Source organism: Phyllobacterium sp. T2-21, from assembly GCF_055378485.1.
On record NZ_AP027912.1, the window covers coordinates 1,811,284 to 1,836,926 of the forward strand.

Below are 25,643 nucleotides of genomic sequence, written 5' to 3' on the forward strand. Positions count from 1 at the left end.
CCGGCGGTGAAAAGCAAAACCTGTCTCTTATTTCGGTGTAACAGGATTGAGTTTGCGGCCTTGCCGGTTGAGCGCCGGCTTTATGCCAACCCACAGGGCCGGAAGCAGCGCCGCCGCCAGGACCCACCACATCGGGCGGATCGAATAGGCGAAGGAGAGGTTGGCCAGCAGCACCCGCATCGGCGGAATTCGGGTGGCGAGCGCGAACCAGGCATATTCGGCAAGGGCGGTTCCCAGCGCCGCCAGCACGGCAATGGCAAGCAGCGTCCACGGCGAAGACAGGGCAAAGCCGCGCGCATGGGCGAAGCGGTAGAGCAGCAGCGCGATGAGAAAACCCGCCATCAGCGTCGCCTGCGTGACATCCGCCTTGGACTGCATGAAAAAGTGCAGGACGCCGAGCGCCGCCAGCGGATAGGCCAGCATGTGCAGCCGGTTCCAGTTCCTGCCCATGCGCCGGATCATGCCATCGGTGGAGGTCACGCCGAGCGCAGCCAGGCCAAGCAATGCGGTGAAACCGATCAGCAGATAGATGCGCAGCCAGATCTCGCTGGCCACCCGCAGCAGATTGGCGTTCTGGTCGGCGATGTAGAGCGAGAAGTGCAGGGCGGCATAGGCGAGGGCGGTGAGGCCGAGAATGCGCCGGATCAGGATAAGCCTGTTCCAGCGGGTGATGTGGCGCAGCGGCGTTATGGCGAGCGAGATCAGGAAGAAGCGGATCGCCCAGTCACCGGTCTGGTGAATGGCTTCGGTGATCGGCCGCGGTCCGAGAATATTGACCTTGTAGCCCGTAGCGATGAACACCAGAGGGATGAAGGCAGCAACAAGGGCTGCGATTTTGATGGCTGACGGCTTTCCTGCCCGGTCATTCCATGGAAACTTGATCACGCCGCTGTTTTTCCCTGATCACATGGCTCCTTACATCCACAGGAATCCGGCAGTGACAAGACAACAAGCCGTGAAAATGCCGGGATGTGTGGAGCACGCAATCCGGCGGCTCAGTCCGCCGGGCCGGCAAACAGAATGAGATTGCCGTCCGGATCGAGCACGATGAAGTTTCGCGCCCCCCAAGGCTCCTTCCTCAGCGTCTGGTGAAAGGACACGCCCGCCGCCTGGAAGTCGAGAAAAAGCTGCTTGATCTCCGCCGCGCTGTCGACGGCGATTGAGGCGGAAAGCAGATGCTCCCGGCTGCGGATATCGCCGGCAAAGACAGGCTCGCAGACCAGCCGCAAGGCAAGCATGGCCCGGTCGCGGATGAGTTGTCCGTAGAAGGGCGGTTCGCCATAGATGAAATCAACGGCAAAGCCGAGTTTGCCGGTGTAGAAGTCGCATGATCGCTGGATATCGGCGACGAAAAGCTGGGCAGCAATGGAACTGAGGACGGCGCGCGGCGCAGTTTGATGGATGGGGGTGCTCATGGTCTGGGCTCCTGATAGGAGCGCCTGCCACCCTTCGAAACCCCGCTGGCGTGCCACAAGTTCCTGCGCATCGCTGAGCCTGAACGGCGCATCCAGCACGTCCTTGTCGTCGAGATGCCGGTACCGCGGCAGAGCGGCCCGGATTTCGGCGGCAACGGGATGGTACCGTTCACGATGCCAGCGCAGATACTGCTTGGCTTGCTTTCTGAGGTTTTCGAGGTTCGGCATTGGCGCATCTGTTGTCATTTGACGCAGGCGGGCATTGCCCTTTCGACCACACGTCGATGCGCCCTACGCAGCCCGGCAATAGTCGTGCGAACCAATGGTCATTGTCAAGACGGGCCCGCAACAGCAAAAAATCCGCCGACGGGTCACCGGCAGATGTACGGGAAGCAATGGCAGGGATAGGTCAGGGGCGCTGGGTCGCCAGCCAGCGGTCGGCGCTGGCCCGGCCGAAAACCCGGGCGCGGCGATTATATTCCGCGGTCAGCTGCCGCCGGCTTTCTTCGCGCGCATAGGTCCGTTTGGCCGGACGGTTCTTCCGGATGCGCGCGGACATGGCATCCTGTTCAGGGCGAACACGTGTGGCTTGCGCATTGGCACCGGGAGCATTGACACTGGGGGCAGCGGCATTGGGCATACCTTGCGCCTGGCTTTCAGCAGCAAAAAGTCCCGCAGCCACCGCTACGGCAAAAAACAGGCTTCGCATCAATATTATCCTTCTTGATTCGTCTGTGTTTTGACGGGTGCCAAAAGAGTTCACGACCTTTTCGTGAAGTTTCAAAACCCGTCAAGGGACATCGCTGTCCCCTGTTTATAACTTACCAGCGGTAATGGCGGCCCCCATAGATAATCAGGGGCGGAGAATTGAATCGCATGTCATCGAATTGAGCCCGGCTTGTGGCACGGCGGTCCAGTTCAAGGTCGAGCAGGCAGCGGGCAAAGGCGTCGGTGCCTCGCTTGAAACCATAGGACGAACAGGTCCGGCCATCGATGGCGCGCCGTTCCTCCGGGGTGATCGTCTGGCATCCGGCAACGAACAGAATGAGAAGCAACACCGAACAGGTTGCACGTTTCATTGGGCTCTCCATGCCGCCGTTCTCCTGCGCGAGACGGCGGCCAAATCAGTTCAACAGGCCAAGATTATCACAGAGCATCCGCCCGTGTTATCCCAATTGATTGATTGGATGGAGGAATTGCCGGAGAGGCAAAAATGGTCTGGAAAGTAAAGTCCGGTCAGACGATGAGGACGCCGGCAAGCATCACGATAATGATCATTCCTGCCAGCAGGGGCAGGATCGACATACTGGCTTCCGCCTGTTTGGGTTTCAATACCAATTTGGCAAAGTCAGCAGCACGGTTGCCGCGATTTCGGTGACCACAAGGAACAAGACCAGAGGGAAGAACCCATCGCTGATCTTTCTGTTGTCATTGGCTGGTGCAACGCTTGTCAAAGTCTGCTCCTGATCTAAACGACCTCCGCGGAACGCGAAACCCGGTCATGCTCGTCAGTGCCGATAGTCGGCTTGGTCACGCAACTGTAACAGCTTGAAACTTTTTGTCACCCCAAAAAGCACGTTCAGGCCCCAAACGTCTTTGTGAACGGCCCGTCCGGTGGGCCTTTTGCCTGTCAATGCCGAAGAAAACAATGTGGTTTCAGTGACTTGATTCGCGCGGTGCACAGGCGGGAAAACCTGCGCACCGCGCGTGTTTTTTCTACTCGGCCGGAACCGGAGCGGGATGAACCGTGGCCGAATTGTGGCTTGATTCGCCGTCGAAGTGGCTTCCCTGACTCGCATGCTTGAGCGGGCGGTTGCCGGTCATGGCGCGAACGAGCACGTAGAAGACCGGTGTCATGAACAGGCCGAACAGCGTCACGCCGATCATGCCGGAGAACACGGCCACGCCCATGGCGCTGCGCATTTCCGAACCGGCGCCCGTCGAAGTGACGAGCGGAACCACGCCCATGATGAAGGCAAGCGAGGTCATCAGGATCGGGCGCAGCCGCAGGCGGCTGGCTTCGATCACCGCCTTGAACGGCGTTGATCCGGCAAACTCCAGTTCCCGCGCGAACTCCACGATCAGGATGGCATTCTTGGCGGAGAGGCCGACAAGCACGATCAGCCCGATCTGCGTGAAGACGTTGTTGTCACCGGCGGTCAGCCAGACGCCGAAGAGGGCGGCGAGCAAACCGAGCGGAACGATCATGATGATCGACAGCGGCAGGGACAGGCTTTCGTACTGGGCCGACAGCACCAGGAACACCAGCAGGATCGACAGCGGGAAGATCAGGTAGGCGGAATTGCCGGCGATGATCTCCTGATAGGTAAGCTCCGTCCATTCATAGCCGATGCCGGCCGGGAAGGTCTCGGCGGCGATGCGTTCGACGGCGGCACGCGCCTGCCCCGAGGAGAAGCCCGGCGCCGCGTTGCCGTTCACATCGGCAGCAAGGAAGCCGTTGTAACGCATGGCGCGGTCGGGTCCGGCACTCGATTCCACCTTGAGCAGGGCCGACAGCGGGATCATTTCACCCGAACCCGAACGCACCTTCAGGTCGCCAATGTCTTCCGCCTTGGCCCGGAAGCCCGAATCGGCCTGCATGCGGACAGAATAGGTACGGCCGAACTTGTTGAAGTCGTTGACATAGACCGAGCCCAGATAGATCTGCAGCGTGTTGAAGATCTCCGGCAGCGAGACGTTGAGCTGGCGTGCCTTGGCACGGTCCACATCGGCGTAGAGCTGGGGCACGTTGATCTGATAGCTGGAGAACAGGCCGACGAGTTCCGGAGCAGCTGCAGCCTTGGCAAGGAATGCCTTGGTGGCATCGTTCAGCGCCTGATAACCAAGACCGTTGCGGTCCTCGATCTGGAACTTGAAGCCGCCGATGGCGCCGAGGCCCTGCACGGGTGGTGGCGGGAACACGGCGCTGAACGATTCCTTGATGCCGAACAACTGCATGTTCAGCGCCTTGGCAATTGCTCCGGCACTTAAGTCAGGCGTCTTGCGCTCCTCGAATGGCTTGAGCGAGACGAAGACGATACCGGCATTGGAGCTGTTGGTGAAACCGTTGATCGACAGGCCAGGGAACGCAATGGTGCTCTGCACGCCCGGAATCTTCAGGGCGATGTCACCAATGCGGCGAACGACGGCCTCCGTGCGGTCAAGCGTTGCACCATCCGGCAGCTGGGTGAAGCCGACGAGATACTGCTTGTCCTGCGGCGGCACGAACCCGCCGGGAACACTTTTGAACATGAAGGCCGTCGCACCGATCAGCAGAATATAGATGCCCATCATCACGGTCTTGCGCGAAATGACGGCGGTGACGCCCCGGCTGTAGCCATTGGCGCCGCGGGTGAACACGGCGTTGAAGCCGCGGAACAGCCAGCCCAGCGTCTTGTCCATGAACCGCGTCAACGCATCCTTCGGCTCGTCATGGCCCTTGAGGAGCAGGGCGGCGAGGGCCGGGGACAGGGTCAGCGAGTTGAAGGCGGAGATGACGGTCGAGATGGCAATGGTCAGCGCGAACTGGCGGTAGAACTGCCCGGTCAGGCCGCTGATAAAGGCAAGCGGTACGAAAACCGCCACCAGCACCAGTGCAATGGCGATGATCGGACCCGACACTTCGCGCATCGCCTGAACGGTTGCCGCACGCGGCGCCAGACCGTTTTCGATGTTGCGTTCGACGTTTTCCACCACCACGATCGCGTCATCCACCACGATACCGATGGCGAGCACGAGGCCGAACAGGCTCAGCGCATTCACCGAGAAGCCGAAGAGGTGCATGACGGCGAATGTGCCGATGATCGAGATCGGAACCGCAATCAGCGGGATGATCGAGGCGCGCCATGTCTGCAGGAACAGAATGACCACGAGAACCACGAGCACCACGGCTTCCAGCAGCGTGTGCACGACAGCTTCAATGGAGGCGCGGACGAACTGCGTCGTATCATAAACGATCTCGTAGCTGACGCCTTCCGGCATGGTCAGCTTCATCTCGTCCATGACCGCACGTACCTGATCGGCGATCTGGATGGCGTTGGAGCCCGGCGCCTGGAAGACGGGAATGGCGACGGCCGGCTTGTTGTCGAGCAGGGAGCGCAGCGAATACTGGGCAGCGCCAAGCTCGATACGGGCGATATCGCGCAGATGCGTGATCGCGCCGTTGGCGGCGGTCTTGACGATGATCTGGCCGAATTCTTCCTCGGTCTGCAACCGGCCCTGTGCGTTCACCGACAATTGCAGGTCAACGCCGTTGGGGCTGGGGGAGGCGCCGATGACGCCGGCGGCGGCCTGGACGTTCTGCGCGCGGATTTCATTGAGAACATCCGTTGCCGACAGGCCAAGCTCCGCCGTCTTCTGCGGATCGAGCCACACGCGCATGGAATAATCGCCCGAACCGAACAGCTGCACGTCACCAACGCCCTTGATGCGGGCGAGCCGGTCCTTGATGTTGATCAGCGCGTAGTTGCGCAGATAGGTGATGTCATAGCGGTTGTTGGGCGAAATGAGATTGACCACCAGCATCAGATCCGGCGAGCTCTTCACCGTGGTGATGCCGAGGCTGCGCACCTCCTGCGGCAGGCGGGGTTCCGCCTGCGACACGCGGTTCTGCACCAGCTGCTGCGCCTTGTCGGGGTCGGTGCCGATGGCGAAGGTCACGGTCAGGGTCATCTGGCCGTCGGTGGTTGCCTGGCTGCCCATGTAGAGCATGCCTTCGACGCCGTTGATCTGTTCCTCGATCGGCGTCGCCACGGTTTCGGCAATGACCTTCGGGTTGGCACCCGGATATTGCGCGCGCACCACGATGGATGGCGGCACGACATCCGGATATTCCGAAACGGGCATGGCCGTCAGGGCGATCAGACCGCCAAGGAAAATCACGAAAGACAGAACGCCCGCGAAGACCGGGCGGTCGATGAAGAAATTGGAGATATTCATATCACTATCCGCCTGCCCGTTGCGGGGCTTTGATGCGATTACTGTTGTGTCTTGGCTGGATCGGTGGCCAAGGCCTGCAAATTGTGTGCTGCAGCGCCCATGGCGACCATTTCAGGAGCGACGAGCGAACCGGGACGAATGCGCTGCAGGCCGTTGACGACGATCTTTTCCTCCGGCTGCAGGCCGCTGGTGACGATGCGCAGGCCTTCGGCCGGTGCCCCGAGCGAAATCTCGCGGTATTCGACGATGTTCTTGTCGTTGACCACCATGACGAACTTCTTGCTCTGGTCGGTGCCGACAGCCTTTTCATCGACAAGCAGTTCCTGCTTTTCGTTGGCCGTGCCCATGCGCAGCTTGGCAAACTGGCCCGGCATGAACTTGCCGTCCGTATTGTCGAACACCGCCCGCACCTTGACCGTGCCACTTGCGACATCGACGCTGTTGTTGATCAGCTGCAGCTTGCCCTTCACGTCGCTCTGGCCGTAAACGTCCATCACGACGGGGATGCGGTCGGAGAAATCGCGGCTGTTGAGACCCTGCGGCAGGTCGGCGAGGGCCTGTGCCACGGTGTTCTCATTGGCCTCGAAGCTGGCGTAGATCGGGCTGATCGAGACGATGGTGGTCAGCAGCGGGGAGCTGGGACCGGAGGCGATCAGATTGCCGGCTGTGATTTCGATGCGGCCGACGCGGCCGCTGATGGGCGCACGGATTTCCGTGTAATCGAGGTTGAGCATGGCGGTCTTGAGCCCGGCCTGTGCCGCTTCGAGATCGGCCTGTGCGCCGCTCTGCACATTGAAGCGCTGGTCATAGTCACTCTGGGACACGGTGCGCGAATCGATCAGGCGCTTGCCGCGTTCCAGTTCGTTCTTGGCGAGGGACAGTTTCGATTCGGCGGCGCTGACGGCAGCCTTTGCCCGTGCGACCTCGGCTTCATAGGGAGCCGGATCGATCTTGACGAGAAGGTCGCCCTGCTTGACCAGTGCACCTTCCTTGAAGGCGACGGACTGGATGGCCCCGGCGACGCGCGAACGAAGGTCGACATGGTCGATGGCTTCGAGGCGGCCGGAGAACTCGCTCCACCGGGTGATGAGTTTCGGCTGGACGACAGCGACGGAAACGGGCGTCGCGACGGGCGCGGCCTGTTTGCTGGTTTCGGCATGGCTCTTGCCAAGATCGAACAGTTGGGTCGAACCCACGGCTGCCAGCGCCACAATAAAGCCGCCGACATAGAGTGATCTTTTGTAAGTGCTGATTGACATCGTGGTCATCCTGCTTTGAAAGTTGTATCGCCATTGGGAGTGGCTAAACGAAATTGGATCGTTGACGATCGATACCGATCGGTATAAAACGAGATATAAGGCTGCGGTACGGTGGCTGTCAATTGGATTTTATACCGAACGGTATATTTCTTCTAGGGAGTCTTGTCCATGGGACGGCCGAGGGAATTTGATGCCGATGAGGCACTGCAGACTGCGCTCGAACTTTTTTGGCGCAAGGGCTACGAGGGCACATCCATCACTGACCTGACGGACGGCATGGGTATCACCAAGCCAAGCCTTTATGGCGCCTTCGGCAACAAGGAAGAACTGTTCCGCATGGCGCTGGAGCGCTATGAGCGGAATTACATGGCGTTTTTCTGGAAGGCGCTGGAGCAGCCGGACGCACGCACCGTCGCCATGGATATTCTGCACGGCTTTGCCGATGCGCAGACCTGCGACTGCAATCCTTCGGGGTGCCTGGGAATCAATGCGGCCATGGGCTGCAGCGATGCCGCCGCCGCGATCCAGAAAACCATCATCGAAAAGCGCAATATGGGCCAGAAGGCACTGGCGCGGCGTTTTGCCCGGGCGAAACGCGAGGGTGACCTGAAAACCGAGTGCGATGCGGAAGATATCGCCCGGTTTATCATGACCATATCCCAGGGTACAGCGGTACAGGCATCCAGCGGAACCGCGCGGGAAGAGCTCTACAGGCTGATCGATATCGCCATGCGCTGCTGGCCGGGCTGATCGCGGACGACTTGCATTCCCTTCAGTGCGTGGTTCGACAAGCTCACCATGAGGGAGGGAGTAGATTGCAAGGAGCCATATTCTGCGACATATCCGATTGGCTTTGTCATCAACAACATCCCTCATGGTGAGCTTGTCGAACCACGCACCGCGCAATCAGGTCGTCCAGGATTTTCACACCAGCCGGTGGCGGAACAGCCAGGATGAAACCGGCAGTGTCACCACCGAAATGCCGATGAGCGCCAGCATTTCCGGCAGGAGCTGGCGAATCCCCGCGCCTTCCAGATAGACCTGGTGCGTGATGCTGATGGCATAGCGCAGCGGATTGATCAGCGTGAAATATTGCAGGATATCCGGCATGTTGCCGATGGGCGCTGTCAGGCCTGACAGCAGCATGAACGGCATCAAGAGCACGAAGGAAAAGATCATCGCCTGCTGCATGTTCGCGGCCAGCGACGACAGGAAAAGCCCGATGCCGACTGCTGCCGCCAGAAACAGGATCAATCCCATATAAAGAATGAGGTAGGACCCGGCGAAGGGGATCTGGAACCACAACTGCGCGACGAGCAGGATGAGCGTTGCCTGCGTGGTACCCACCATCATCGACGGCAGGGCCTTGCCCACCATGATTTCGGAGGGGCGGAAGGGCGTGACCAGCAACTGGTCGAGCGTTCCCGCCTCCCGCTCGCGCGCCACGGACATGGCGGTTAGCATCATCGTCATCATCATGGTGATGGTGCCGATCAGCGAGGGGATCATGTTCCAGCGCGTCTCGAGGCTCGGATTGTACCAGGCGCGCGTCGTCACCGTGATTCCGGTATTGGCGGCCTGGCCGTTCTCGGCACGCCAGCGATGGGTGAAATCCGTCACGATGGCGCTGACATAGCCCTGCGCCGTGCCGGCCGTATTGGAATTGCGCCCGTCGGCGATAACCTGCAATTGGGCAGGCTTTCCGGCCATCAGGTTCTTTTCAAAGTCCTGGTCGATGACCAGCACCAGCAGAACGCGCCCGTTGTTGATATAACCGTCGATATCGCCTGTCCGCTGCAGCGTGGCGATGCGGGTAAACGTGGCGGAACCGTCGAAGCGTGCGGCCAGCGCCATCGAGGCGGCGCTGTGATCGTGATCGAGAAGGGCGTAGGGCACGTTGTTGAGGTCGTAGCTCGCGGCATAGCCGAAGACCAGGCATTGCATGATCGGCGGCACCACCAGCACGATGCGGCTCTTGGGGTCCTTCAGCATGGCCAGCAATTCCTTGCGGATAAGGGCGATGATGCGGAAGAGCGACTGGATCATGGTTGCCTCACCCGAGTTTCTTGCGCGTTGCCCGCACGGAAGCGGCCATCAGCACCGTTGCCATCACCGCAAGCACCGCGGCGTTGGGCAGGATCACCCCCCAGATATCGCCGGCCAGAAACAGGGTCTGCAGCACGCTGACGAAATAGCGGCCGGGGAAAATATAGGTGATGAGCTGGATGACGAGCGGCATGCTGCGGATGTCGAACATGAAGCCGGACAGCATCATTGCGGGCAGGAAGGTGACGACGAGGGTGACCTGACTGGCAACGAACTGGCTCTTGGTGACCGATGAAATCAGCAGGCCGATGCCGAGCGCCACAATCAGATAGAGCATCGAGACGATGACGAGTATCCACAGCGAGCCGCGCAGCGGCACATGGAACAGGATCTGGCTGCCGACGACGGACAATGCCAGCCCGAGCATGCCGAGAACGAAATAGGGAATAATCTTGCCGAGCAGGATTTCAACCGGCCGCACCGGCGTGACGAACAGCGCCTCGAAGGTGCCGCGCTCCCATTCCCGCGCCATGACGAGCGCGGTCAGGAGTGCGCCGATCAGCGTCATGACCAGCACGATCAGCCCCGGCACGAGGAAATAGCTGCTTTCATTGGCTTCGTTGAACCAGAGCCGCGTCTGCATATTGACCGAAGCACCGCTGCTGGCGATCCTGCCTTCGGCCGCCTGCCGCGCCAGCCACGTGGCAACGGCGCCTTGCGCATAGGCCAGCGAAATGCGCGCCGTATTGGCATCGGTGCCGTTGACGACGATCTGGATATCGCCATTGCCCAGCGCAACGTTTCGGGCAAATTGCGGCGGAATGCGCACGATGCCGCTGACGGTCTTGTCCTTGAGCAGCCGCTCGGCCTCAGCCATGGTCTTGACCGGATGGGTCTGGAAATAGTCCGAAAGCTCGAAACCCGACACCGCGCCGCGCGCTTCGGCGGAATTCTCTTCCATCACGAGGGCGAGCGGCAGGTTCTTCAGATCGAAGGACAGGCCGTAGCCGAACAGGATCAGCAGCATCATCGGCATGACGATGCCGACGGCGATGCTGCTGGGATCGCGGATCACCTGCCAGGATTCCTTGCGCACCAGCGCCAGGATGCGCCGCAGGCTGCCATGATGCTGGATCGGGGCGGGTGTGCTCATGCGGCCTTGCCCCTTGTTTCAGCGGCGCTGCGCGATTCCTCGACAATGGCGATGAACGCATCCTCCATGTTCGGTTCGCGCCCGTCCTGCGGTTTGGCATGGCCACGGATGTCGGCGGGCGTTCCCTCGGCAAGGTTGCGCCCGGCATCCATGATCATGATCCGGTCGCAATATTCCGCTTCCTCCATGAAATGGGTGGTGACGATGACGGTCACGCCCTGTTCCGACAGCGCGGTGATGCGCCCCCAGAATTCGCGCCGGGCGAGGGGATCGGCGCCGCTCGTCGCCTCGTCGAGGAACAGGATGTCCGGTTCGTGCAACAGCGCGGCGGCCATGGCCAGGCGCTGCTTGAACCCGCCGGGCAACTGGCCGCTCGGCAGCGTCGCCAGTTCACCGAGTTCAAACTGCTGCTTCGACCAGTCGATGCGTTCGCGCTTTTTCGCGCCGCGCAGGCCATAGGCGCTGGCGAAGAAATCCAGGTTCTCGTCCACCGAGAGATCACCATAGAGCGAGAATTTCTGCGCGACATAGCCCAGATTCTGCCGCGCCTCTGCCCGCGCCGTGCGCAAATCCGCACCTGCAACCCGCAATGTTCCGCTGGTTGCGGGAATCAGCCCGCACAGCATGCGGAATGTGGTGCTCTTGCCCGCGCCGTTCGGGCCGAGCAGCCCATAAATCTCGCCGCGCTTCACGCGGAAACTGACATGGTTCACCGCGGCGAAATCGCCGAACATGCGCACAAGGTCATGCACCTCAACGGAAATCTCGTCCTTGCGTTCTGAGTCTGCCGCGCGCTGCAGCTCCAGGCTGCTGGAATGGCCTTCGCCCGCCACGGCGCTGAACAGCACCATGAAGCCGTCCTCGAAACGCGGCGGCGTTGCGGTCAGCGCCACCGGCCTTCCGTCGACGCTGAGTTTACCGTTGAAACCCGGTTGCCGGACGATGCGCACCTTGCCTGCTTCAGGCACCGCATCCACCACGCCGTCATGGCGGAACAGCCGCGCCTGCAGCGAGCGGGCATTCATGCCGTCCTGCGGCGCGGCGATGAACACATTGCCTTTCGCGCGGGCGGTGATTTCGTCGGGCTTGCCTTGCGCCAGCACCTTGCCCAGATGCATGACGACCGCATGGTCGCAGAACTCGGCCTCGTCGAGATAGGAGGTGCTGACGATGACCGTCAGGCCGTCTTCGCGCACCAGTTTCAGCACGATCTGCCACAGTTCCCGCCGCGACAGCGGATCGACGCCGACGGTCGGCTCATCGAGCAGCAGCAATTCCGGCGAGCGTACCAGCGTGCAAGCAAGACCCAGCTTCTGCTTCATGCCGCCGGACAGTTTTCCCGCCAGCCGTTCGGTGAATCGGCCAAGATTGGTCATGTCCATCAGCCGCGGATAAATCTCGCGGCGCTGGTCCGGGGTGATGCCATGCAGGTCCGCATAAAGATCGAGATTTTGCTGAACGCTCAGATCCTCATAAAGACCGAATTTCTGCGGCATGTAGCCGATGCGGTTCTGCACCGCCTGCGGATCGGCCGCGACATCGATGCCGAGCACCTTGAGTTCGCCGCTCTCGGCCGCCATCAGCCCGGCCATCAGCCGCAGGATTGTCGTCTTGCCCGCGCCATCGGGCCCGACAAGGGCGGTCACCGTCCCGTGGCGCGCCTCAAACGAGACATCGTCGAGCGCCTTGACCGTTTCGCCGGTATCGCGGTGGAACGTCTTGTGGATGGACCGCGCCGTGACGGGGGAGGCTGGCGCGGCGCCGGTCATGGTTTTGTGTCCGCCATTGGCGCAATCGCATGCGGCGCGGCATCCGGCAGCAACGTGACGGTGGCTGGCATGCCGAGCCGCAGCATATCCTTCTGGTCCTCGACAAAGACGCGCACCTCATAGACGAGGCTGGTGCGCAGGTCGGTCGTCTCCACGGTTTTCGGGGTAAACTCCGCCACCGGCGAGATGAAGCCGACCCAGCCGCCCAGCGGCTGATCGGGAAAACTGTCCGTGGTGATCCTGGCCCGCATGCCGGGGCGCAGATGGCCGAGATTGGTTTCGGAGACATAGGCGCGCACCCATTTCGTGCCGCGCGTTGCCAGCGAAAATACCGGTTTGCTGGGCGCTGCAATCTCGCCCGGTTCCATCAGCCGCGAGCGCACGACGCCATCAAACGGCGCAAAAAGCTGCGCATCGGCAAGCTGCTGGCGCATGAGCGCCAGTTGCGCCTCGCTGCCGCGCAACTGCGCCTCGCTCTGGCTGATTTCCTCGACACGCGGACCGGCGATGGCAAGCGCCAGCGCACTTTGCGCCACGTCCACCTTGGCGTCGGCAACAGCCGCTGCCGCGCGCGCCGTATCAAGGTCCTGCTTGCTGGCGGTGGCATTGGCGGTCAGTACGCTTTGGCGATCGAATTGCGCCTTGGCGTTCAGCGCATCGGCCTGTGCCGACACCAGATTGGCGCGCGCCTGGGCGATTTCCTCAGGCCGGCTGCCGTTTTTCAGCTGGAGCAGGGCGGCCTGCTGGGCGGCGACCGTTGCCTCCGCCTGCTGCACCTGCGGGGCGAGGCGGCTGGTATCGAGCCGCGCCAGCACCTGGCCCTTGCCCACCACATCGCCTTCTTCCGCCAGCACCTCGGCAATCCGCTCCGACCCGTTGAAGGCAAGCGATGCCTGTCGCAGGTCGACATTGCCGTACAGCGTCAGCGCATCGTTCGCCGATGACGGGCGATAGTACCACCAGGCTCCGCCGGCGAGGACGGCAATGAGGATCAGCGGAAGCAGGAAACGGATGATTTTGCTCATGCGCCATCATACAGGCCGCGTGCGCATTATGTCAAATTTGAATTTCAATTTGAACTTTTAATCCTTTCAAATCTGGGTTACTGTACGGGCATGATACGCAAAACACCTCGAAAACTTCCCGGACGGCGCGAGGACGGCGCTTCGACCAAGGCCCAGATTCTGGAAGCGGCGGGCGAAATCTTTGCCGAAAAGGGCTTTGACCGCGCCACGGGCAAGGAGATCGCCGAGCGGGCCGGGAGCAATTCGGCCGCGGTGAATTATTATTATGGCGGTATTGAAGGGCTCTATGCGGCGGTGCTGGTCGAGGCGCACCGGCGGCTCCTGACCTACGACCGGCTGGTGGCGCTGGCGCAGGGACCGGGGGCTTCCATCGACAAGCTGAAAATCCTCATCGGACTGATTGCCGCGGCAATCACCGCCCCGGCGTCATCCACATGGGTGTTGCGGGTGTTGAGCCGCGAGATTCTTGCGCCATCCCAGGCCTTTCCCGTGCTGTTGAATCAGGAGGTGCTGCCGAAGAAACAGGTGGTAACCGGGCTGGTTGCCGATATTCTGGGGGTGCCCGCCGACCATCCGGCAGTGGGGCGGTGTTTGCTCAATATGGTCTCGCCCTTTGCCATGCTGCTGCTCGGCAACCGCCAATTGCTGTCACAGGTTCTGCCCGATCTCTTCGCACCGGCGCCCGGTGCGCAGGAAGCCATTATCGCCCATTTCCAGCGCTTTGCCCTGGCGGGATTGGAGGCGACAGCGGCGGAGATCAAAAGGGAGGCGGGGGCGTTAAAGGGTAAGGGGGCAGCGTATTCCTAGGCAAATTGCCAGTCTTCCTGCTCAATCATATCTGCCAATCCGATGCATGGGATATTCTCCGCACGGCAAACGTCAGGGATTCTCATTTTTCCGGGTGATTCTTCGGTAACCACAGTATACCCACCACCTGACAATGCGAGAGCAATGACAAACGGGTCCCCGCCGGAACGTCCTTTCACGGTGTCAACCAATCGTGGATACGTCTTCATGATACTAATCAAATGGACTTGGCACTCCTCATCCACGTCGCGAAATAAAATTTCTTTTCGCTCATGGCACCACTTGTGCAGATCATCATCCTTTTTGCCAATTTCATGAAGAACTTCAATTGACGCCATTAATCGGCCCTCTTCTGCCAGAGCTTCCAGTCGTCGCCAAATAAATGCAAAATTCTTCGGACGATAAACTCTGCGCCAACCGTGAATGAGCGAGCTGCTGTCGATACTGTATATTGTACCGACTGCAGAATGCGTCATCGAAAACCTGCAATCTGTTCAAGCTTGGGGAGATGTTTGGTTTTAAGCCCCAGATACCCTGACACCTCACTCAATGTGAGTCTCTCTTGGTGATAGTTTCCAAGAACCATACCGACAAACGGTCGACCGAAATTGCTTATTGTTTCAAGTGGCATATTGCGCGGAATGCCATCGCTCTCTTTTTGCTTTTGTTTTTGGCGTTCGAGATACACCACGTACTCTGCATTATATTGATTTCTTTTCCTCTGATAAAATTCTGGAGTCGTGAGATCAAATGTCAACAGTCTGCGAACAAAAGCTTCCCGGCTTACGCCGTAACTTCGAGCCAAATCAGATATCTCAGCATCTGACCAGTCAATCGACTTGGCCCCGTGACCACGAAGCCTGTCGTCTTCCATGAGATCAAACATTGGCATAAGGGCCGACGCTGCAACTTGATTGCAAAAAATCTCAAGCGCCTGATCTTCTGCTGGTCGCGCGGCATCTGTTTCTAAATCTGATACGCTGCTCACTCGTAGCATAAGATGGACGAACTCATGGAGAAGGCTAAAAGTCCTTCTGGTTAGAACGTCTTTTCGGTTGATTACAATCGTCGGTAATATCGGCTTCCAAATTGCGAATCCTGATGCATCCTCTGACGAAAACTTTGTTGCTTGAAAAATTAATACGCCAGCGTGTTCAATTTTATTGCGCCATCCGCTGAAAGAAGCCCTGCCTTCAGCGTCTTTCCACGCAAATTGCTGTTTGGTAGAGATGCCCAGGAATCTTCTTACCCGATCGCCTACGATCTCCGGATCTTCAGTTAAATTCGCTGAGAGATCGAATGGGAATAAATCGATGCCAATGTCTTCAGCAAGTTCAATGGCGAGCTCTCGTCTTTGGGCCGCCTGTCTAATCTCTTGTTGAAGTCCTGGCGGGAGATATCGGAAACCCGAACCTGGCAAACGTCTTAAATCTCTCATAACTTCAAACCCGGATGGCGGCTCGGAGAGAAAAAATACCGCTAATGGGCGTTTGAAAAGTTCTGCTACCTTCCGTAATTGGGGAAAACTTGGCAGTTCTAAACCTGCCTCCCACGCAACATATGTATCTTCATCAATTTTAAGGCGCGCAGATGCGTCAGCCTGAGCATAGCCAGCTGTAGTTCTTGCCCATACAAGCAGTTCCGGTCTGACCTGTGCTTTGATATTCTTGGCCATATCCCACCCGAAGCCGCGCGCGAATCTTATTGTCGCGGGCGAGCCTTGATATTTCGTTCACATAGCAGGTGATTGCAATAGGACTATTGATTGAGAGGGCCTGTCACCCGACGCCATATCGCTTATCTCTTTATCTTTTTCGTGCTGAATTCATTTGCGCAATCTCACACTATCCCTACCTTCAACGAACGTGCCCGCGTCAAAAGAACAACCCAGGCAGCAGCAGCTAACACGTCTTTGAGATCGCCAAGAGTTCTGTCGTAAGGCACACGTTTGTTTGTTTCAAATGCTGCAATCGTTGCGCGTGCTACTTTTGCTACTTCCGCCAACCTTGCCTGCGACTATCCAATCAAGGCGCGTCCGGCATTGCCAGCATGGCCGCGCTCGGCTATCCCCGGCAGATTCAACGCCATTCACACGGAAGATCCAGCGCCCATGCACGCGACATCCCATCCCATTGCCGCGGTTCTGGTTCATGTCGGCGATGTCGAAGCGGGGCTCGCATGGTATCAGCGGGCGTTTCCTGAGGCTGTCCGCACGCGGCTCGACGAATTTGATTTCGAGTTTCTGCAAGTTGGCTCCGTCTGCCTTGAAATCGTGCCTGCGGACGCGCAGGTGGGGTCGGGGCCCTTCGGCTCCGTCGTCTATTGGGCGGTGGACGATTTTGACGCGGCTCTGGCGCATGTGGAAAAACTGGGCGCCACGCTCTACCGCGGGCCGCTGGCAATACAGGATGGCCTTGCCATGTGTCAGGTGCGCGATCCCTGGGGTAACTGCATCGGTTTGCGGGGTCCCCGGCCTGCGGCGATATCCGGATAAGGCGCGCTGCGGGCGAGATGACCGCAATACCGTTCATACTCTGTTCATCCTTGAAGGCGCACCTATCCCCGGTATGAATCGATAGGAGTGACTAATGAAAAATCTTGTTTCGCTGTTTACCGCTGGCTTGCTGGCGGTTCTCGTTGGATTGACTTCGGTCGTTTCTTCGAATGCGGCACCGGTATCGGCCCAGAAGGCGCCGGTCGTATCCAATGTCGAGCAGGTGCAGTACGTTGAGCGGCGCCGCCACGACAATCGCCGTTGGGATCGCCGCGATGACCGTCGCTGGGATCGCCGTGATGATCGCCGCCGCCCGCACTACGACAACCGCGGCTACCGTCCCGGTTACTGGAAGAATCATCGCGGCTACCGTGAACATCGCCGCGGCTATCGCCGTCACAGCGATGGCTACTGGTATCCGCTGGGTGTTTTCCGTCTCTGATTCCCGTCAGAGCGTTGGAATGCAGAAAGGGCGGCTCGCGAGAGCCGCCTTTTTCTATGGCCGGCTGCTCTCCAGCGCCGCGCCGAGAGTGGCCAGCAGATCCCTCGACGCGGCGATATCCTCAAGCCGCATCCCGGCGGACAGCGCATTCACCCATTCGGCCTGCCGCCGCATCAGCGCCGCGTAGGACGCAGTCCCCTGAGACGTCGGGCTGAGCAGGCTGGCGCGGCGGTGCCGCGGGTTCGGGCCGTAGGCCGCAAGCCCGTCATACACCAGTTCATCGGCCAGGCGCTGCACGCTCTGGCGCGTCTGGGCAAGGTGGCGGGCGACATCCGCCACGGTTGCGGCCTCCTGAACAATCGCGCCCATGACCTGCCAGCGTGCGGCGGTCAATCCGAACGGCGCGCTCAGCCGGTTGCCGGCCTCGGTCAGGCGGCCGGCGGTTTGCAGGATGTCCCAGACGAGCCGGCTCAATTCTTCGCCCTGAGGGGTGCGCATGCTGATCTCCCGAATTTCCAGCGACATATTGACAGCATGTTGTCAAAATGCAAAATTGACAACACATTGTCAATTTGAGGTATAGCATGACCCCGTCTGAACTTGTCAAAGGCCTGTATGAGGATTGTCTCAATCCGCGCCTGCTCGAGCGGCTTCCAGAGTATCTGTCGGAGGGTTTCGTCGGCGCCGGCGGCGAGCAGGGGCCGCAAGGCTTCCGGCAGACCGTCGAACGGATGATCACGGCGTTTCCCGGCCTGCGGTTTGAGCTGGAAGACCTGTTTGCGGCGGAAGACAGGGTATGCGTGCGCTGGCGCTTCGAGGCGGCGCATCTGGGACCGCTGTCGGGTATCGCGCCCACCGGCAAGACAGCGGTTCAGCAGGGAATCGCCATCTATCAGGCGCAGGATGGCAAGCTGACGCGGGCATGGCTGCAGGTCGACCGCCTGGGTGTCCTGCAGCAGATCGGGGCGGTAACGCTCTGACGGAAAGGGGGTGCCGGACAGACCGGGACATGCACGGCAACCGGCGGTGTCTGAGCGTCTCTTCCCAGTCAAAATGAGGGGCATGATACGCGCTGCCAGGCTTGGGCCCGGCGTCTTCTTAGATATCAAGGCGGCTCTGCGCGTCTTCCGGGGGGAGTGGAAGATCCACCATTCCAACGACACTGAAACCAAATTTTTCGCCCAGCTTCTTAACTCCGCCATCGTCGGAGTAGATTGTTGTGGCACCGTTAATTTTTGCGACCGCAGCGATCATTATGTCGAACTTCAACTTGGCGCGAGCATCGCCTCCAACTGACATGCCTTGAGTCTTAATTATTTGCGCTGTCATCGCGGCAGCTTCGACGGACGCCCGTTTGTTAAAGTCCGCGAGCCGAATGGGCTTTATTTTGTCAATTATCTGTAGGTAGGCTGGCCCTGCCGTCTCGGCCCTAACAAGCATTTCAGACAGTACGGGTGTCGGCACAATTATTGTCGTCCCTGCCTTAGCCAGCGTTTCGATTAGATGGTTTACCCGCTCCTTGCATTGCGTAACCGGCTTTCCCGTCGAAGGGTCCATCGGAGCAGCGGTCGATTCATTGAGGATGTACAGAAGAACAGAGGTATCAATGGCAACGGTCAATGGGTACTTCTCCGGCTATCGCCTCGCTCACTCAAGATCGTATCTACGGGATAAGGATCGTCGTTCCAGTGGTTGCCGGGCACCGCACGCAGCTTAGCAATAGCTTCGACAAGCGGGGTATCCTCCAGCACATCAAAATCAGTGATCCGAAAAGACTTCAGATCCCATATCCCATCGCTCAGTCGCTCCCACGTCCCCGTGCCCCGCACGCGGACCGTCGGACCAAGAATGTACGGAGCCATTCGCCGCGCGACTTCACGGGAAGCAACACACTTGCTGTACAGCATTTCGCCATCCCGAATTGCCACATGAATAGTCTCGTCTTTACCACCAATGCGGATGATCTCACCCTCAAGAGTGCCTTCTTCCCGGAACGGACCGAAGATTACAGGTGTAGGGCGACTTTTCCCGGGAAAGGGAATGATCTCAGCCCCATTTGTATCCAGTAACTGACCGACGGCGTTATCAGCGGCGAGCATGTCGTCCAGGCGTCGCCATGCCTTCATGGCGTCTTCTGGCCCGTTATGATCGCGGACGGCAAAAATTCGCTGCGTCACCTTCGGCACAGCGGGCGCATCGATATCAGCTTTAAGTGCGACAGAGCCTGCATAAACTTCATCAAAGTGAACATGTTCGACCTCGCCAAGAAGTTTGGCTAATTCAGCCATATACTCGGCCAGCCGGGCCATAGGGATGGTATCCGGTCTAAAAGAATCAGCTATGCGGAACGTGTACGTCGTCATGTGTTTATTCCCACCAAGGTCAGAACATAGCACAAACAAATTCTGTTTAAATAAGATGTAGGTGGCAATCTTTTATTGGACTTATCAGGACAAAAGTCCGGCGTCTCACTTCAACGGCTCTAAATATCCTCCAAGCTCATCGCTAGGGTACAGTTGTTATGATACAAAAAGATTCAACAAAATCAATGGAAAATGGCGGAGAGGAAGGGAAGCTCCGCCAAATAACTTCAAGTTATTGACATCATTGATATTACTAGATAATCCGGCCTGATATTGGCACAAAGGATTGGCACAAATGGCAGGTTTCAGGGGTAAACCAAACAGGCATATCAGGCTCAAGGGCAACATCTTCCAATTCAAGATGGGCATCCCCGCCGATTGTCGCAGCCACTTCGGGGGAAAGCAGAACTACGTCGAAAGCACCGAAACCGGCGATATCGTCAAAGCCAAAGAGCGGCGGAACGTAATCGAGAAGGAATTGAACGGTAGGTTCAGAAGAATAAGGTCTGGCCTTTCGATCGTTGACGCACAAGCCGAAGCGGAGCGTTTTGCATTGATTAGCCGTGAAGCACTATTGAACGAACAGGACGTTGATCAGCGCAACCTGATCGTCGGTATAGCGCAGGAATATTCTGAAGACCTCAAGCCCTCCCTTCAGACCGCCTTTGACAAGGTTTGGACCGGACAAGAGGAGGTAGATAAATACGTTGAGTTGTGGCTGGCAGAGGCCAAACTATCATCCAAGACGACCTCAGATTACCAAGGTATTCTGAATAGGCTCACTGGCTGGTGTAAGTCCAATGGCTACACGATGTCTGACGTCACCCGTAAGGTGGCCGGTCAGTATGTAACAGCGGAGTTGCTCAAGCTTAACCGCAAGACGGCTAAGAAGCATACTGGTGCCATCGTGGGGTACTGGGAATATCTCGCCCGCCGTGGACATGTCGATAAGGCCAAGTTCGGCAACCCTTGGCATGATCAGATCGCCAAAGAACGCAATAAGCAGGGTGCAAAGGTGGAGACTGAGCGGCCCTTCACGGATGATGAGTTGACCAAGGTTCTGTATGGTTCTTGCGGCGGTCGATGGGAAAAACAACTCCAAGAGCTCGCCCTTATATCCGCTCTGTCTGGTATGCGCATCAGCGAGATTACTGGCCTTACTGTAGAAGCCTGCGTAGGGGGCATCTTTGATTTAAACAAGGCAAAGACACAGGCGGGTGTGCGGACGATTCCCATTCACAGTGCTTTATCAAAATTGATCGCAACGAGAACCGAGGGTAAAGCCGCCCAAGCCTTGCTCTTTGAAGAGTTATCCAAACTTCCAAAGGCCGCTGACACGCTCAGTAAAGCTTTCACAAGACGACGTGTTGAGTTGGAAGTTGACGAGAAGCGTGAAGGCGTTCGACGTAGCTTGGTAAATTTCCACAGTCTGAGGCGCACATTCATCACCAAGGCCAGACACGCTCACATACCTGAGACTACCATCGCCGATGTTGTGGGTCACGATACCGGAAGGAAGGAGATGATTACTTTCGGTGTCTATACTCAGGGCGCAAGCCTTGAGCAAAAGAGGGCTTGCGTTGAGGCGGTTAAGATTTCGGAGCTTTAAGTTACCCGTAATCGACTGCCTTCGCATCTGAGGGAAAGATGTCATACATGCCCAAGAAGATGCGACGCATTCAGCGTACTATCATATAGATAATGCAATACAGAATGCTGACCAATCCTACGAAGAAGATAGCAATTACCGAGAGGTTCCACCAAACCGGGAACACCTGCATCGGAGCCATATTTACTTGTTTCGCCCTATGCCCATAGCAGCGAACGTAGGTAATATCAGGTAGTTGGGCATTTGTAGAGAGCATGGAAAATGTAATATGCTCTTTAGGATTCAGTCTCTTAATGGTCTGTACGCACCTCCCGTCTACATTGAGCGTCTCAGTGATCGGTAAATGCGGGTAGTACTCAAGATGGTACGGCTTGTAATTCAGAACAATCTCCACATCGTCGGCCACTTTTGACCCACTGTTGGAAACTGTAAAACTTCTAATGAAGACATTCATTGTCGGGCCGTTGCTTACTGGCACTAACAGGTGATTGTTGTTTTGGATACCCCATCTAATTTTGGGTCTCGCCGCAAGAAATATCTTGACGACGGCTATTAGTATAGTGACTGCAAGCGATATAGATGCAGCTTTTAGCTGAGGATCACTCCAAACCCACATCAACCAATCCATAATTCCCCCCATTCAGACTCCAAAGAACTTCTTCAATATTACCCCGCTGCCTATTGCCACAATCAAACCGATCATGATCTGACCAGCGTATTTCCCGAATGGGCCGTTCGGCTTCAATCTCACCGGCTGTCTTATGGAGCTATAGATGTAGATGGGAAGTGATAAGATGAATGCGGCATTCACGATATAGAATATTATTGTAAAATATTCTGTTATGTTCTGCGGATACTTCCATTGATATATTTGCATCGCCCAATAAATAACTAATGATATTGCAAATAATTTATAAGAGTTCTGAAGTATAACATCGAATAATGTTCTTTTTGCTTGAAAGTCCTTCAGCATGGTCTGAAGTTTCACCACTAGATCCGGGTCCTCCCCATAGATTCTAAGATACGAACCAAATCGGTTGAAACTCAGGCTAATCCCGTCAGTATTCAAGTCTGGGGAACCGGCAAGCAATGATTTGTGCTGCTTTATATCAGACAAGCTTTCGAATTCATGATCGTTGGTTCTGGCGGTTACCCGTTTAAAGCCCCGCCTTTCCAGAATATCGATAAGGTCATCTACGTTGATGGAGATGGAGCCGATTTTGTACGTCGTATTGAAATGTGTGATCTGCTTAACCAAGCTTGGCTCCTAATAACCTCAGACTGATCCGTTTCTGCAAAAAGAAGCTCCGGCCATTACAGCCGGAGGCAGTTCTTAAAGACCTAGATCAAGTTGCTCTGGTGGTGTATCCCGGAACTTCTTGCCAGTTTTCACTTCACTAACTCGACCCTGATTGATTTCGAGTCGGGCCGCTATGTCGTGTTGCATTACGTTCTGCGCCAACAATGCTTTGATACGCGCAGCAAGTTTGTCAGTCATCTTGGGAGAATGACGACGAGGCTGTGGAGGAAGTGGCTTCATGCGCTCACTTTTCCTTGTACTTGCGGCAGACCGCCTTGCCCGAAAAGAAAGAACGCGCTACCGTCGCCGGCGTTACGGGGAAACGAATAAATGCTTCCTTCTTTCCGAGTGACCCGCTGACGACTGCCAAAGTTGCAATTGCAGGTCATTTCAGTTCTGGGGCCGGTTTGCGTTGAAGCGCTCTCCGGTCTCAGCATGCTTGTGTGATTCGCCACATGAAACGATCTTGCGACTCAACCCAACTTTTTTCTAGTGCGGCTAGACACTTATCCCACGTTGACACACAATTCTGTGTTGATAAGTCGAAAACCGGAATCATGATATTTCTCAGTTAGCAAGCATTTTTGGTGCGCTAACGGAACTTTCTTCGTGGGTCCCTAAGGGAAATCCTGTTACATCGGGTGTTGGTGTATCAATTGGGGACTATACATGGGTGGCTTGAGTTCAATCATCACAATTCTATCAAGCGGTGCCGTTGCTGCCATTGTATCGTTCTGGCTCGCTACTCGTCGCGATGTAAATCTTCTGAGACAGAACAAGGCTGAAGAATTGTATCTGAATTTCGAACACTACGACCGGCAACTGAAATCCATACTGGTTTGCTATTATCCGTATGTAAAGCACGAGATTACCCAAACCCAGCTTCAAGAATTGACAGCGAAAGCGGACCCTGAGATGGGGCGCTCTTTCGGAAGATTGCAGATGTTAACTCGCATCTATTTCCCTAATTTGAAGGTCAACCTGGAGGAGTATGTGAACGGCAGATCGGCGGTCCATGCCGCTGCAAAGGGACCCGACGGCAAAGTGGGGACGCTCAAACAATTTGATGAAGCTTTGGACCTGTTCTCCGAGATATCAGACACATTCCAACAAGGTATTATCACCTCGGCCATAAGTCATACCGAGGCTGATCTATTTGGGCCACCCAATTGGCTCAAGAGCAGCATAGGTAAACTAAAGAGCCTTTGGGGTGACCGTTAATGTCTACGGTCTCGCTTTGGTTGGCCAACAACGGTCTAGCGGCTTGGGGCGCAGTTCTTTCAACCAGTCTGGCAGTCATCAAGTTTGTCGAGATGTGGAAACAGCGCTTTCGGGTTGTGGCTACCTACCAGTTCACCAGCGACCCCAATATAGGAAATGAGGTCATTCTTACAAATCTCGCCGCTAAGCCCGTCCTTGTCTCCTACTGGACACTTGAGTGGACCGTGCGTCGGCTTTGCTTTCTTCGGAGGGTGGTTGATGAGATCGAGCCCGAGGATATGGGCGGTAGGCTGACAATTCCACCCCATGGAGACATACCACTACTGTTTCGTGAGTTTGACCATTTCGCTTGGAGCCCGGTCTCTCGACCCAAACAGAGATTGTATATTCGCTTGAATTTGGCGGGAAGGCGAAAGCCAATCCGGCTATTCGTCTATGACGCTAACAGGTAATCAGGCCTGTTTTGGGGTAATAAATCCGAAGTCCTCAATCAGAACATGAATGAGCGCGAAATCCCCCGGTGGGGTGACGATGTTCCATAGGGATGTCTTGGAATATCGCTCAGGCTGAAATTGCACTAGTCGGGGGAGGTTGTAACAATCACAACGACCGTTGACGATACGTACACGATGGACTATACGGCTGTAACAGACACAACACAGCCGAGGGTGCTCCATTGAAACAGTACGTCATTTACACCCGCGTCAGTACAGCTAAGCAGGGTGATAGCGGCCTCGGTCTTGAAGCGCAGCTACGCGACATTGATCTGTATCTCACCAACTACAGCGACCAACCGTACGAAATCCTAGACACCTTCACGGACATAGAGAGTGGAGCTAGTGCATCCAGACCACAGCTTAAGGCAGCTATTGACCTCGTAAAGTCCACGGGGGCCGAGCTACTGGTGGCCAAGCTGGATCGCCTATCGCGTCGGGTCTCCTTCATTGCGCAGATCATGGAGGACAAGCGCGTCAAACTTCGCGTGGCCTCTATGCCTCAGGCTGATAACTTCCAACTCCACATCTATGCAGCGCTTGCCGAGCAGGAACGCGACTTCATTTCAAAGCGGACCATTGCCGCCTTAGGTGCAGCCAAGGAACGCGGGGTCAAACTGGGTGGCCTCAGGGACAAGACCATGAAGCGGAACGCTGTATGGAGCGCTAAGGCTGATGAACATGCAGCCACTGTATGGGAGGTCATCAAGCCTATGCGTGATGCTGGTAAATCACTCAGGGCCATCGCAGGTGCATTAGAGGAGCTTAATGTGTCCACGGTTAACGGTGGTCGATGGGAGGCCGCTACGGTGGCTCGGGTGATCAAGCGAATGGCCTAGCACGGGGAAGGGGCCAGCCGGTGCATGGGATGCTCACCTAACATGCACATCTAGGACCTAAGGGGCCCCACTAGCTATATGAATGCCGTTGCTCGCAGGTATCTCCGCTCCCCGGTTCTTCTAGGACCCTAGGCCACCTTGGCCCACTCCGGTGGGCTTAGGACCTAAGGTTGCGCTCTAGCACTACCCCCCGGGTATTTCTTGAGGTTAGGTTGTCCCCTAGGTTACGCTCTATCTGCACACCGGCAAGTTCGGAGCTATGGGGCCCCACTAGCACGACAACGGCAATGGGCGGTCAGAACGCTAACATGCACCACTAGCACTTCACGTCCGTACATCCGACCTAAACCCCCTCACTAGCACGACACCAGCTAGTGGTGACCCCTAGCACCAACGAAGTGTCTCGTGACCTATTGGTGACATCTAGCACTATTGCAGCGTTCCGGGACGTTACCCAACCCCCTAGCAC

Annotated in this window: 24 protein-coding genes; 8 read left to right on the top strand and 16 right to left on the bottom strand. The window is 57.2% G+C overall.

Features of this window, described 5'->3' with window-relative positions:
• Nucleotides 1–27 precede the first annotated feature (27 nt).
• The 6 genes from ACZ5FP_RS09035 to ACZ5FP_RS09060 all read right to left on the bottom strand — a co-directional run bounded on the left by ACZ5FP_RS09035 (nt 28) and on the right by ACZ5FP_RS09060 (nt 7,612).
• Entirely contained in the window at nt 28–885 is an 858-nt protein-coding gene (locus tag ACZ5FP_RS09035) for a protein-methionine-sulfoxide reductase heme-binding subunit MsrQ (protein WP_464663100.1), read from the bottom strand.
• Nucleotides 886–995: 110 nt separating this feature from the next.
• Nucleotides 996–1,643 carry a VOC family protein gene (locus tag ACZ5FP_RS09040; RefSeq protein ID WP_464663101.1) on the bottom strand — a complete coding sequence of 216 codons (648 nt, stop codon included), beginning with the start codon at nt 1,641–1,643 and terminating at the stop codon, nt 996–998.
• A 181-nt stretch (nt 1,644–1,824) separates the two neighbouring features.
• Nucleotides 1,825–2,124: a hypothetical protein gene (locus ACZ5FP_RS09045; RefSeq protein WP_346304928.1), complete on the bottom strand. Its 300-nt coding sequence runs from the start codon at nt 2,122–2,124 to the stop codon at nt 1,825–1,827.
• Nucleotides 2,125–2,236: 112 nt separating this feature from the next.
• Entirely contained in the window at nt 2,237–2,494 is a 258-nt protein-coding gene (locus ACZ5FP_RS09050) for a hypothetical protein (RefSeq protein WP_223611335.1), read from the bottom strand.
• A gap of 637 nt (nt 2,495–3,131) precedes the next feature.
• Nucleotides 3,132–6,353 (bottom strand): efflux RND transporter permease subunit, encoded by a 3,222-nt coding sequence (locus ACZ5FP_RS09055; RefSeq protein WP_464663102.1) that lies wholly within the window; start codon nt 6,351–6,353, stop codon nt 3,132–3,134.
• Nucleotides 6,354–6,391: 38 nt separating this feature from the next.
• Nucleotides 6,392–7,612 carry an efflux RND transporter periplasmic adaptor subunit gene (locus tag ACZ5FP_RS09060; RefSeq protein WP_464663103.1) on the bottom strand — a complete coding sequence of 407 codons (1,221 nt, stop codon included), beginning with the start codon at nt 7,610–7,612 and terminating at the stop codon, nt 6,392–6,394.
• A gap of 168 nt (nt 7,613–7,780) precedes the next feature.
• Between ACZ5FP_RS09060 and ACZ5FP_RS09065 the strand changes: the two genes are divergently transcribed.
• Nucleotides 7,781–8,362, top strand: coding sequence for a TetR/AcrR family transcriptional regulator (locus ACZ5FP_RS09065; protein ID WP_464663104.1), 582 nt, complete (start codon nt 7,781–7,783; stop codon nt 8,360–8,362).
• Nucleotides 8,363–8,536: 174 nt separating this feature from the next.
• On the opposite strand, the gene ACZ5FP_RS09070 is transcribed toward ACZ5FP_RS09065, so the two are convergent.
• From ACZ5FP_RS09070 to ACZ5FP_RS09085, 4 genes are read right to left on the bottom strand one after another with little or no spacing between them, the layout of a single operon-like run.
• Nucleotides 8,537–9,658, bottom strand: a complete 1,122-nt coding sequence (locus ACZ5FP_RS09070) for an ABC transporter permease (protein WP_464663105.1) — start codon at nt 9,656–9,658, stop codon at nt 8,537–8,539.
• A gap of 7 nt (nt 9,659–9,665) precedes the next feature.
• Nucleotides 9,666–10,811 carry an ABC transporter permease gene (locus tag ACZ5FP_RS09075; protein WP_464663106.1) on the bottom strand — a complete coding sequence of 382 codons (1,146 nt, stop codon included), beginning with the start codon at nt 10,809–10,811 and terminating at the stop codon, nt 9,666–9,668.
• The gene (locus ACZ5FP_RS09080; protein ID WP_464663107.1) at nt 10,808–12,580 is read right to left on the bottom strand and encodes an ATP-binding cassette domain-containing protein; all 1,773 of its coding nucleotides are present in this window, start codon (nt 12,578–12,580) and stop codon (nt 10,808–10,810) included. The genes ACZ5FP_RS09075 and ACZ5FP_RS09080 overlap by 4 nt, the downstream gene beginning before the upstream one ends.
• On the bottom strand, nt 12,577–13,605 hold the full coding sequence (locus ACZ5FP_RS09085) for an HlyD family secretion protein (protein ID WP_464663108.1): 1,029 nt from the start codon (nt 13,603–13,605) through the stop codon (nt 12,577–12,579). Before ACZ5FP_RS09085 ends, ACZ5FP_RS09080 begins: the two co-directional genes overlap by 4 nt.
• Nucleotides 13,606–13,695: 90 nt before the next feature.
• Between ACZ5FP_RS09085 and ACZ5FP_RS09090 the strand changes: the two genes are divergently transcribed.
• The gene (locus tag ACZ5FP_RS09090) at nt 13,696–14,412 is read left to right on the top strand and encodes a CerR family C-terminal domain-containing protein (protein ID WP_464663109.1); all 717 of its coding nucleotides are present in this window, start codon (nt 13,696–13,698) and stop codon (nt 14,410–14,412) included.
• Here the strand turns inward: ACZ5FP_RS09090 and ACZ5FP_RS09095 are convergent.
• Nucleotides 14,409–14,888, bottom strand: a complete 480-nt coding sequence (locus ACZ5FP_RS09095) for a DUF4411 family protein (RefSeq protein WP_464663110.1) — start codon at nt 14,886–14,888, stop codon at nt 14,409–14,411. The two genes, ACZ5FP_RS09090 and ACZ5FP_RS09095, sit on opposite strands and share 4 nt — an antisense overlap.
• Nucleotides 14,885–16,087 carry an ImmA/IrrE family metallo-endopeptidase gene (locus tag ACZ5FP_RS09100; protein ID WP_464663111.1) on the bottom strand — a complete coding sequence of 401 codons (1,203 nt, stop codon included), beginning with the start codon at nt 16,085–16,087 and terminating at the stop codon, nt 14,885–14,887. Before ACZ5FP_RS09100 ends, ACZ5FP_RS09095 begins: the two co-directional genes overlap by 4 nt.
• Before the next feature lie 435 nt (nt 16,088–16,522).
• Between ACZ5FP_RS09100 and ACZ5FP_RS09105 the strand changes: the two genes are divergently transcribed.
• Nucleotides 16,523–16,906, top strand: coding sequence for a VOC family protein (locus ACZ5FP_RS09105; RefSeq protein ID WP_464663112.1), 384 nt, complete (start codon nt 16,523–16,525; stop codon nt 16,904–16,906).
• Nucleotides 16,907–17,000: 94 nt separating this feature from the next.
• The gene (locus ACZ5FP_RS09110) at nt 17,001–17,348 is read left to right on the top strand and encodes a hypothetical protein (protein ID WP_464663113.1); all 348 of its coding nucleotides are present in this window, start codon (nt 17,001–17,003) and stop codon (nt 17,346–17,348) included.
• A gap of 54 nt (nt 17,349–17,402) precedes the next feature.
• Here the strand turns inward: ACZ5FP_RS09110 and ACZ5FP_RS09115 are convergent, their stop codons facing one another.
• Nucleotides 17,403–17,846, bottom strand: coding sequence for a MarR family winged helix-turn-helix transcriptional regulator (locus tag ACZ5FP_RS09115; RefSeq protein WP_464663114.1), 444 nt, complete (start codon nt 17,844–17,846; stop codon nt 17,403–17,405).
• A gap of 86 nt (nt 17,847–17,932) precedes the next feature.
• Here ACZ5FP_RS09115 and ACZ5FP_RS09120 point away from each other — a divergent pair, with 86 nt between their 5' ends.
• Complete coding sequence (locus ACZ5FP_RS09120; protein ID WP_464663115.1) at nt 17,933–18,328, top strand: ester cyclase; 396 nt, start codon at nt 17,933–17,935, stop codon at nt 18,326–18,328.
• A 118-nt stretch (nt 18,329–18,446) separates the two neighbouring features.
• Here ACZ5FP_RS09120 and ACZ5FP_RS09125 read toward each other — a convergent pair whose 3' ends face one another.
• Nucleotides 18,447–18,968 carry a PIN domain-containing protein gene (locus ACZ5FP_RS09125; RefSeq protein ID WP_464663116.1) on the bottom strand — a complete coding sequence of 174 codons (522 nt, stop codon included), beginning with the start codon at nt 18,966–18,968 and terminating at the stop codon, nt 18,447–18,449.
• Nucleotides 18,965–19,711, bottom strand: coding sequence for a hypothetical protein (locus ACZ5FP_RS09130; protein ID WP_464663117.1), 747 nt, complete (start codon nt 19,709–19,711; stop codon nt 18,965–18,967). Before ACZ5FP_RS09130 ends, ACZ5FP_RS09125 begins: the two co-directional genes overlap by 4 nt.
• A gap of 295 nt (nt 19,712–20,006) precedes the next feature.
• Here ACZ5FP_RS09130 and ACZ5FP_RS09135 point away from each other — a divergent pair, with 295 nt between their 5' ends.
• The gene (locus ACZ5FP_RS09135) at nt 20,007–21,320 is read left to right on the top strand and encodes a DUF6538 domain-containing protein (protein WP_464663118.1); all 1,314 of its coding nucleotides are present in this window, start codon (nt 20,007–20,009) and stop codon (nt 21,318–21,320) included.
• 640 nt (nt 21,321–21,960) lie between these two features.
• On the opposite strand, the gene ACZ5FP_RS09140 is transcribed toward ACZ5FP_RS09135, so the two are convergent.
• Nucleotides 21,961–22,578, bottom strand: a complete 618-nt coding sequence (locus ACZ5FP_RS09140) for a hypothetical protein (RefSeq protein ID WP_464663119.1) — start codon at nt 22,576–22,578, stop codon at nt 21,961–21,963.
• Between the two features lie 711 nt (nt 22,579–23,289).
• Here ACZ5FP_RS09140 and ACZ5FP_RS09145 point away from each other — a divergent pair.
• Nucleotides 23,290–23,841, top strand: coding sequence for a hypothetical protein (locus tag ACZ5FP_RS09145; RefSeq protein WP_464663120.1), 552 nt, complete (start codon nt 23,290–23,292; stop codon nt 23,839–23,841).
• A gap of 676 nt (nt 23,842–24,517) precedes the next feature.
• Nucleotides 24,518–25,174, top strand: coding sequence for a recombinase family protein (locus tag ACZ5FP_RS09150; RefSeq protein ID WP_464663121.1), 657 nt, complete (start codon nt 24,518–24,520; stop codon nt 25,172–25,174).
• Nucleotides 25,175–25,643 lie beyond the last annotated feature (469 nt).

Excerpts from the sequence above, each read along its gene's own strand:
- ACZ5FP_RS09045 (WP_346304928.1), bottom strand. The coding sequence starts at position 2,124 with ATGCGAAGCCTGTTTTTTGCCGTAGCGGTGGCTGCGGGACTTTTTGCT.
- ACZ5FP_RS09060 (WP_464663103.1), bottom strand. The coding sequence starts at position 7,612 with ATGTCAATCAGCACTTACAAAAGATCACTCTATGTCGGCGGCTTTATT.
- ACZ5FP_RS09120 (WP_464663115.1), top strand. The coding sequence starts at position 17,933 with ATGACCCCGTCTGAACTTGTCAAAGGCCTGTATGAGGATTGTCTCAAT.
- ACZ5FP_RS09100 (WP_464663111.1), bottom strand. The coding sequence starts at position 16,087 with ATGGCCAAGAATATCAAAGCACAGGTCAGACCGGAACTGCTTGTATGG.
- ACZ5FP_RS09135 (WP_464663118.1), top strand. The coding sequence starts at position 20,007 with ATGGCAGGTTTCAGGGGTAAACCAAACAGGCATATCAGGCTCAAGGGC.
- ACZ5FP_RS09050 (WP_223611335.1), bottom strand. The coding sequence starts at position 2,494 with ATGAAACGTGCAACCTGTTCGGTGTTGCTTCTCATTCTGTTCGTTGCC.
- ACZ5FP_RS09095 (WP_464663110.1), bottom strand. The coding sequence starts at position 14,888 with ATGACGCATTCTGCAGTCGGTACAATATACAGTATCGACAGCAGCTCG.
- ACZ5FP_RS09055 (WP_464663102.1), bottom strand. The coding sequence starts at position 6,353 with ATGAATATCTCCAATTTCTTCATCGACCGCCCGGTCTTCGCGGGCGTT.
- ACZ5FP_RS09110 (WP_464663113.1), top strand. The coding sequence starts at position 17,001 with ATGAAAAATCTTGTTTCGCTGTTTACCGCTGGCTTGCTGGCGGTTCTC.
- ACZ5FP_RS09105 (WP_464663112.1), top strand. The coding sequence starts at position 16,523 with ATGCACGCGACATCCCATCCCATTGCCGCGGTTCTGGTTCATGTCGGC.
- ACZ5FP_RS09080 (WP_464663107.1), bottom strand. The coding sequence starts at position 12,580 with ATGACCGGCGCCGCGCCAGCCTCCCCCGTCACGGCGCGGTCCATCCAC.
- ACZ5FP_RS09090 (WP_464663109.1), top strand. The coding sequence starts at position 13,696 with ATGATACGCAAAACACCTCGAAAACTTCCCGGACGGCGCGAGGACGGC.
- ACZ5FP_RS09075 (WP_464663106.1), bottom strand. The coding sequence starts at position 10,811 with ATGAGCACACCCGCCCCGATCCAGCATCATGGCAGCCTGCGGCGCATC.
- ACZ5FP_RS09130 (WP_464663117.1), bottom strand. The coding sequence starts at position 19,711 with ATGACGACGTACACGTTCCGCATAGCTGATTCTTTTAGACCGGATACC.
- ACZ5FP_RS09145 (WP_464663120.1), top strand. The coding sequence starts at position 23,290 with ATGGGTGGCTTGAGTTCAATCATCACAATTCTATCAAGCGGTGCCGTT.
- ACZ5FP_RS09040 (WP_464663101.1), bottom strand. The coding sequence starts at position 1,643 with ATGCCGAACCTCGAAAACCTCAGAAAGCAAGCCAAGCAGTATCTGCGC.
- ACZ5FP_RS09115 (WP_464663114.1), bottom strand. The coding sequence starts at position 17,846 with ATGCGCACCCCTCAGGGCGAAGAATTGAGCCGGCTCGTCTGGGACATC.
- ACZ5FP_RS09085 (WP_464663108.1), bottom strand. The coding sequence starts at position 13,605 with ATGAGCAAAATCATCCGTTTCCTGCTTCCGCTGATCCTCATTGCCGTC.
- ACZ5FP_RS09070 (WP_464663105.1), bottom strand. The coding sequence starts at position 9,658 with ATGATCCAGTCGCTCTTCCGCATCATCGCCCTTATCCGCAAGGAATTG.
- ACZ5FP_RS09065 (WP_464663104.1), top strand. The coding sequence starts at position 7,781 with ATGGGACGGCCGAGGGAATTTGATGCCGATGAGGCACTGCAGACTGCG.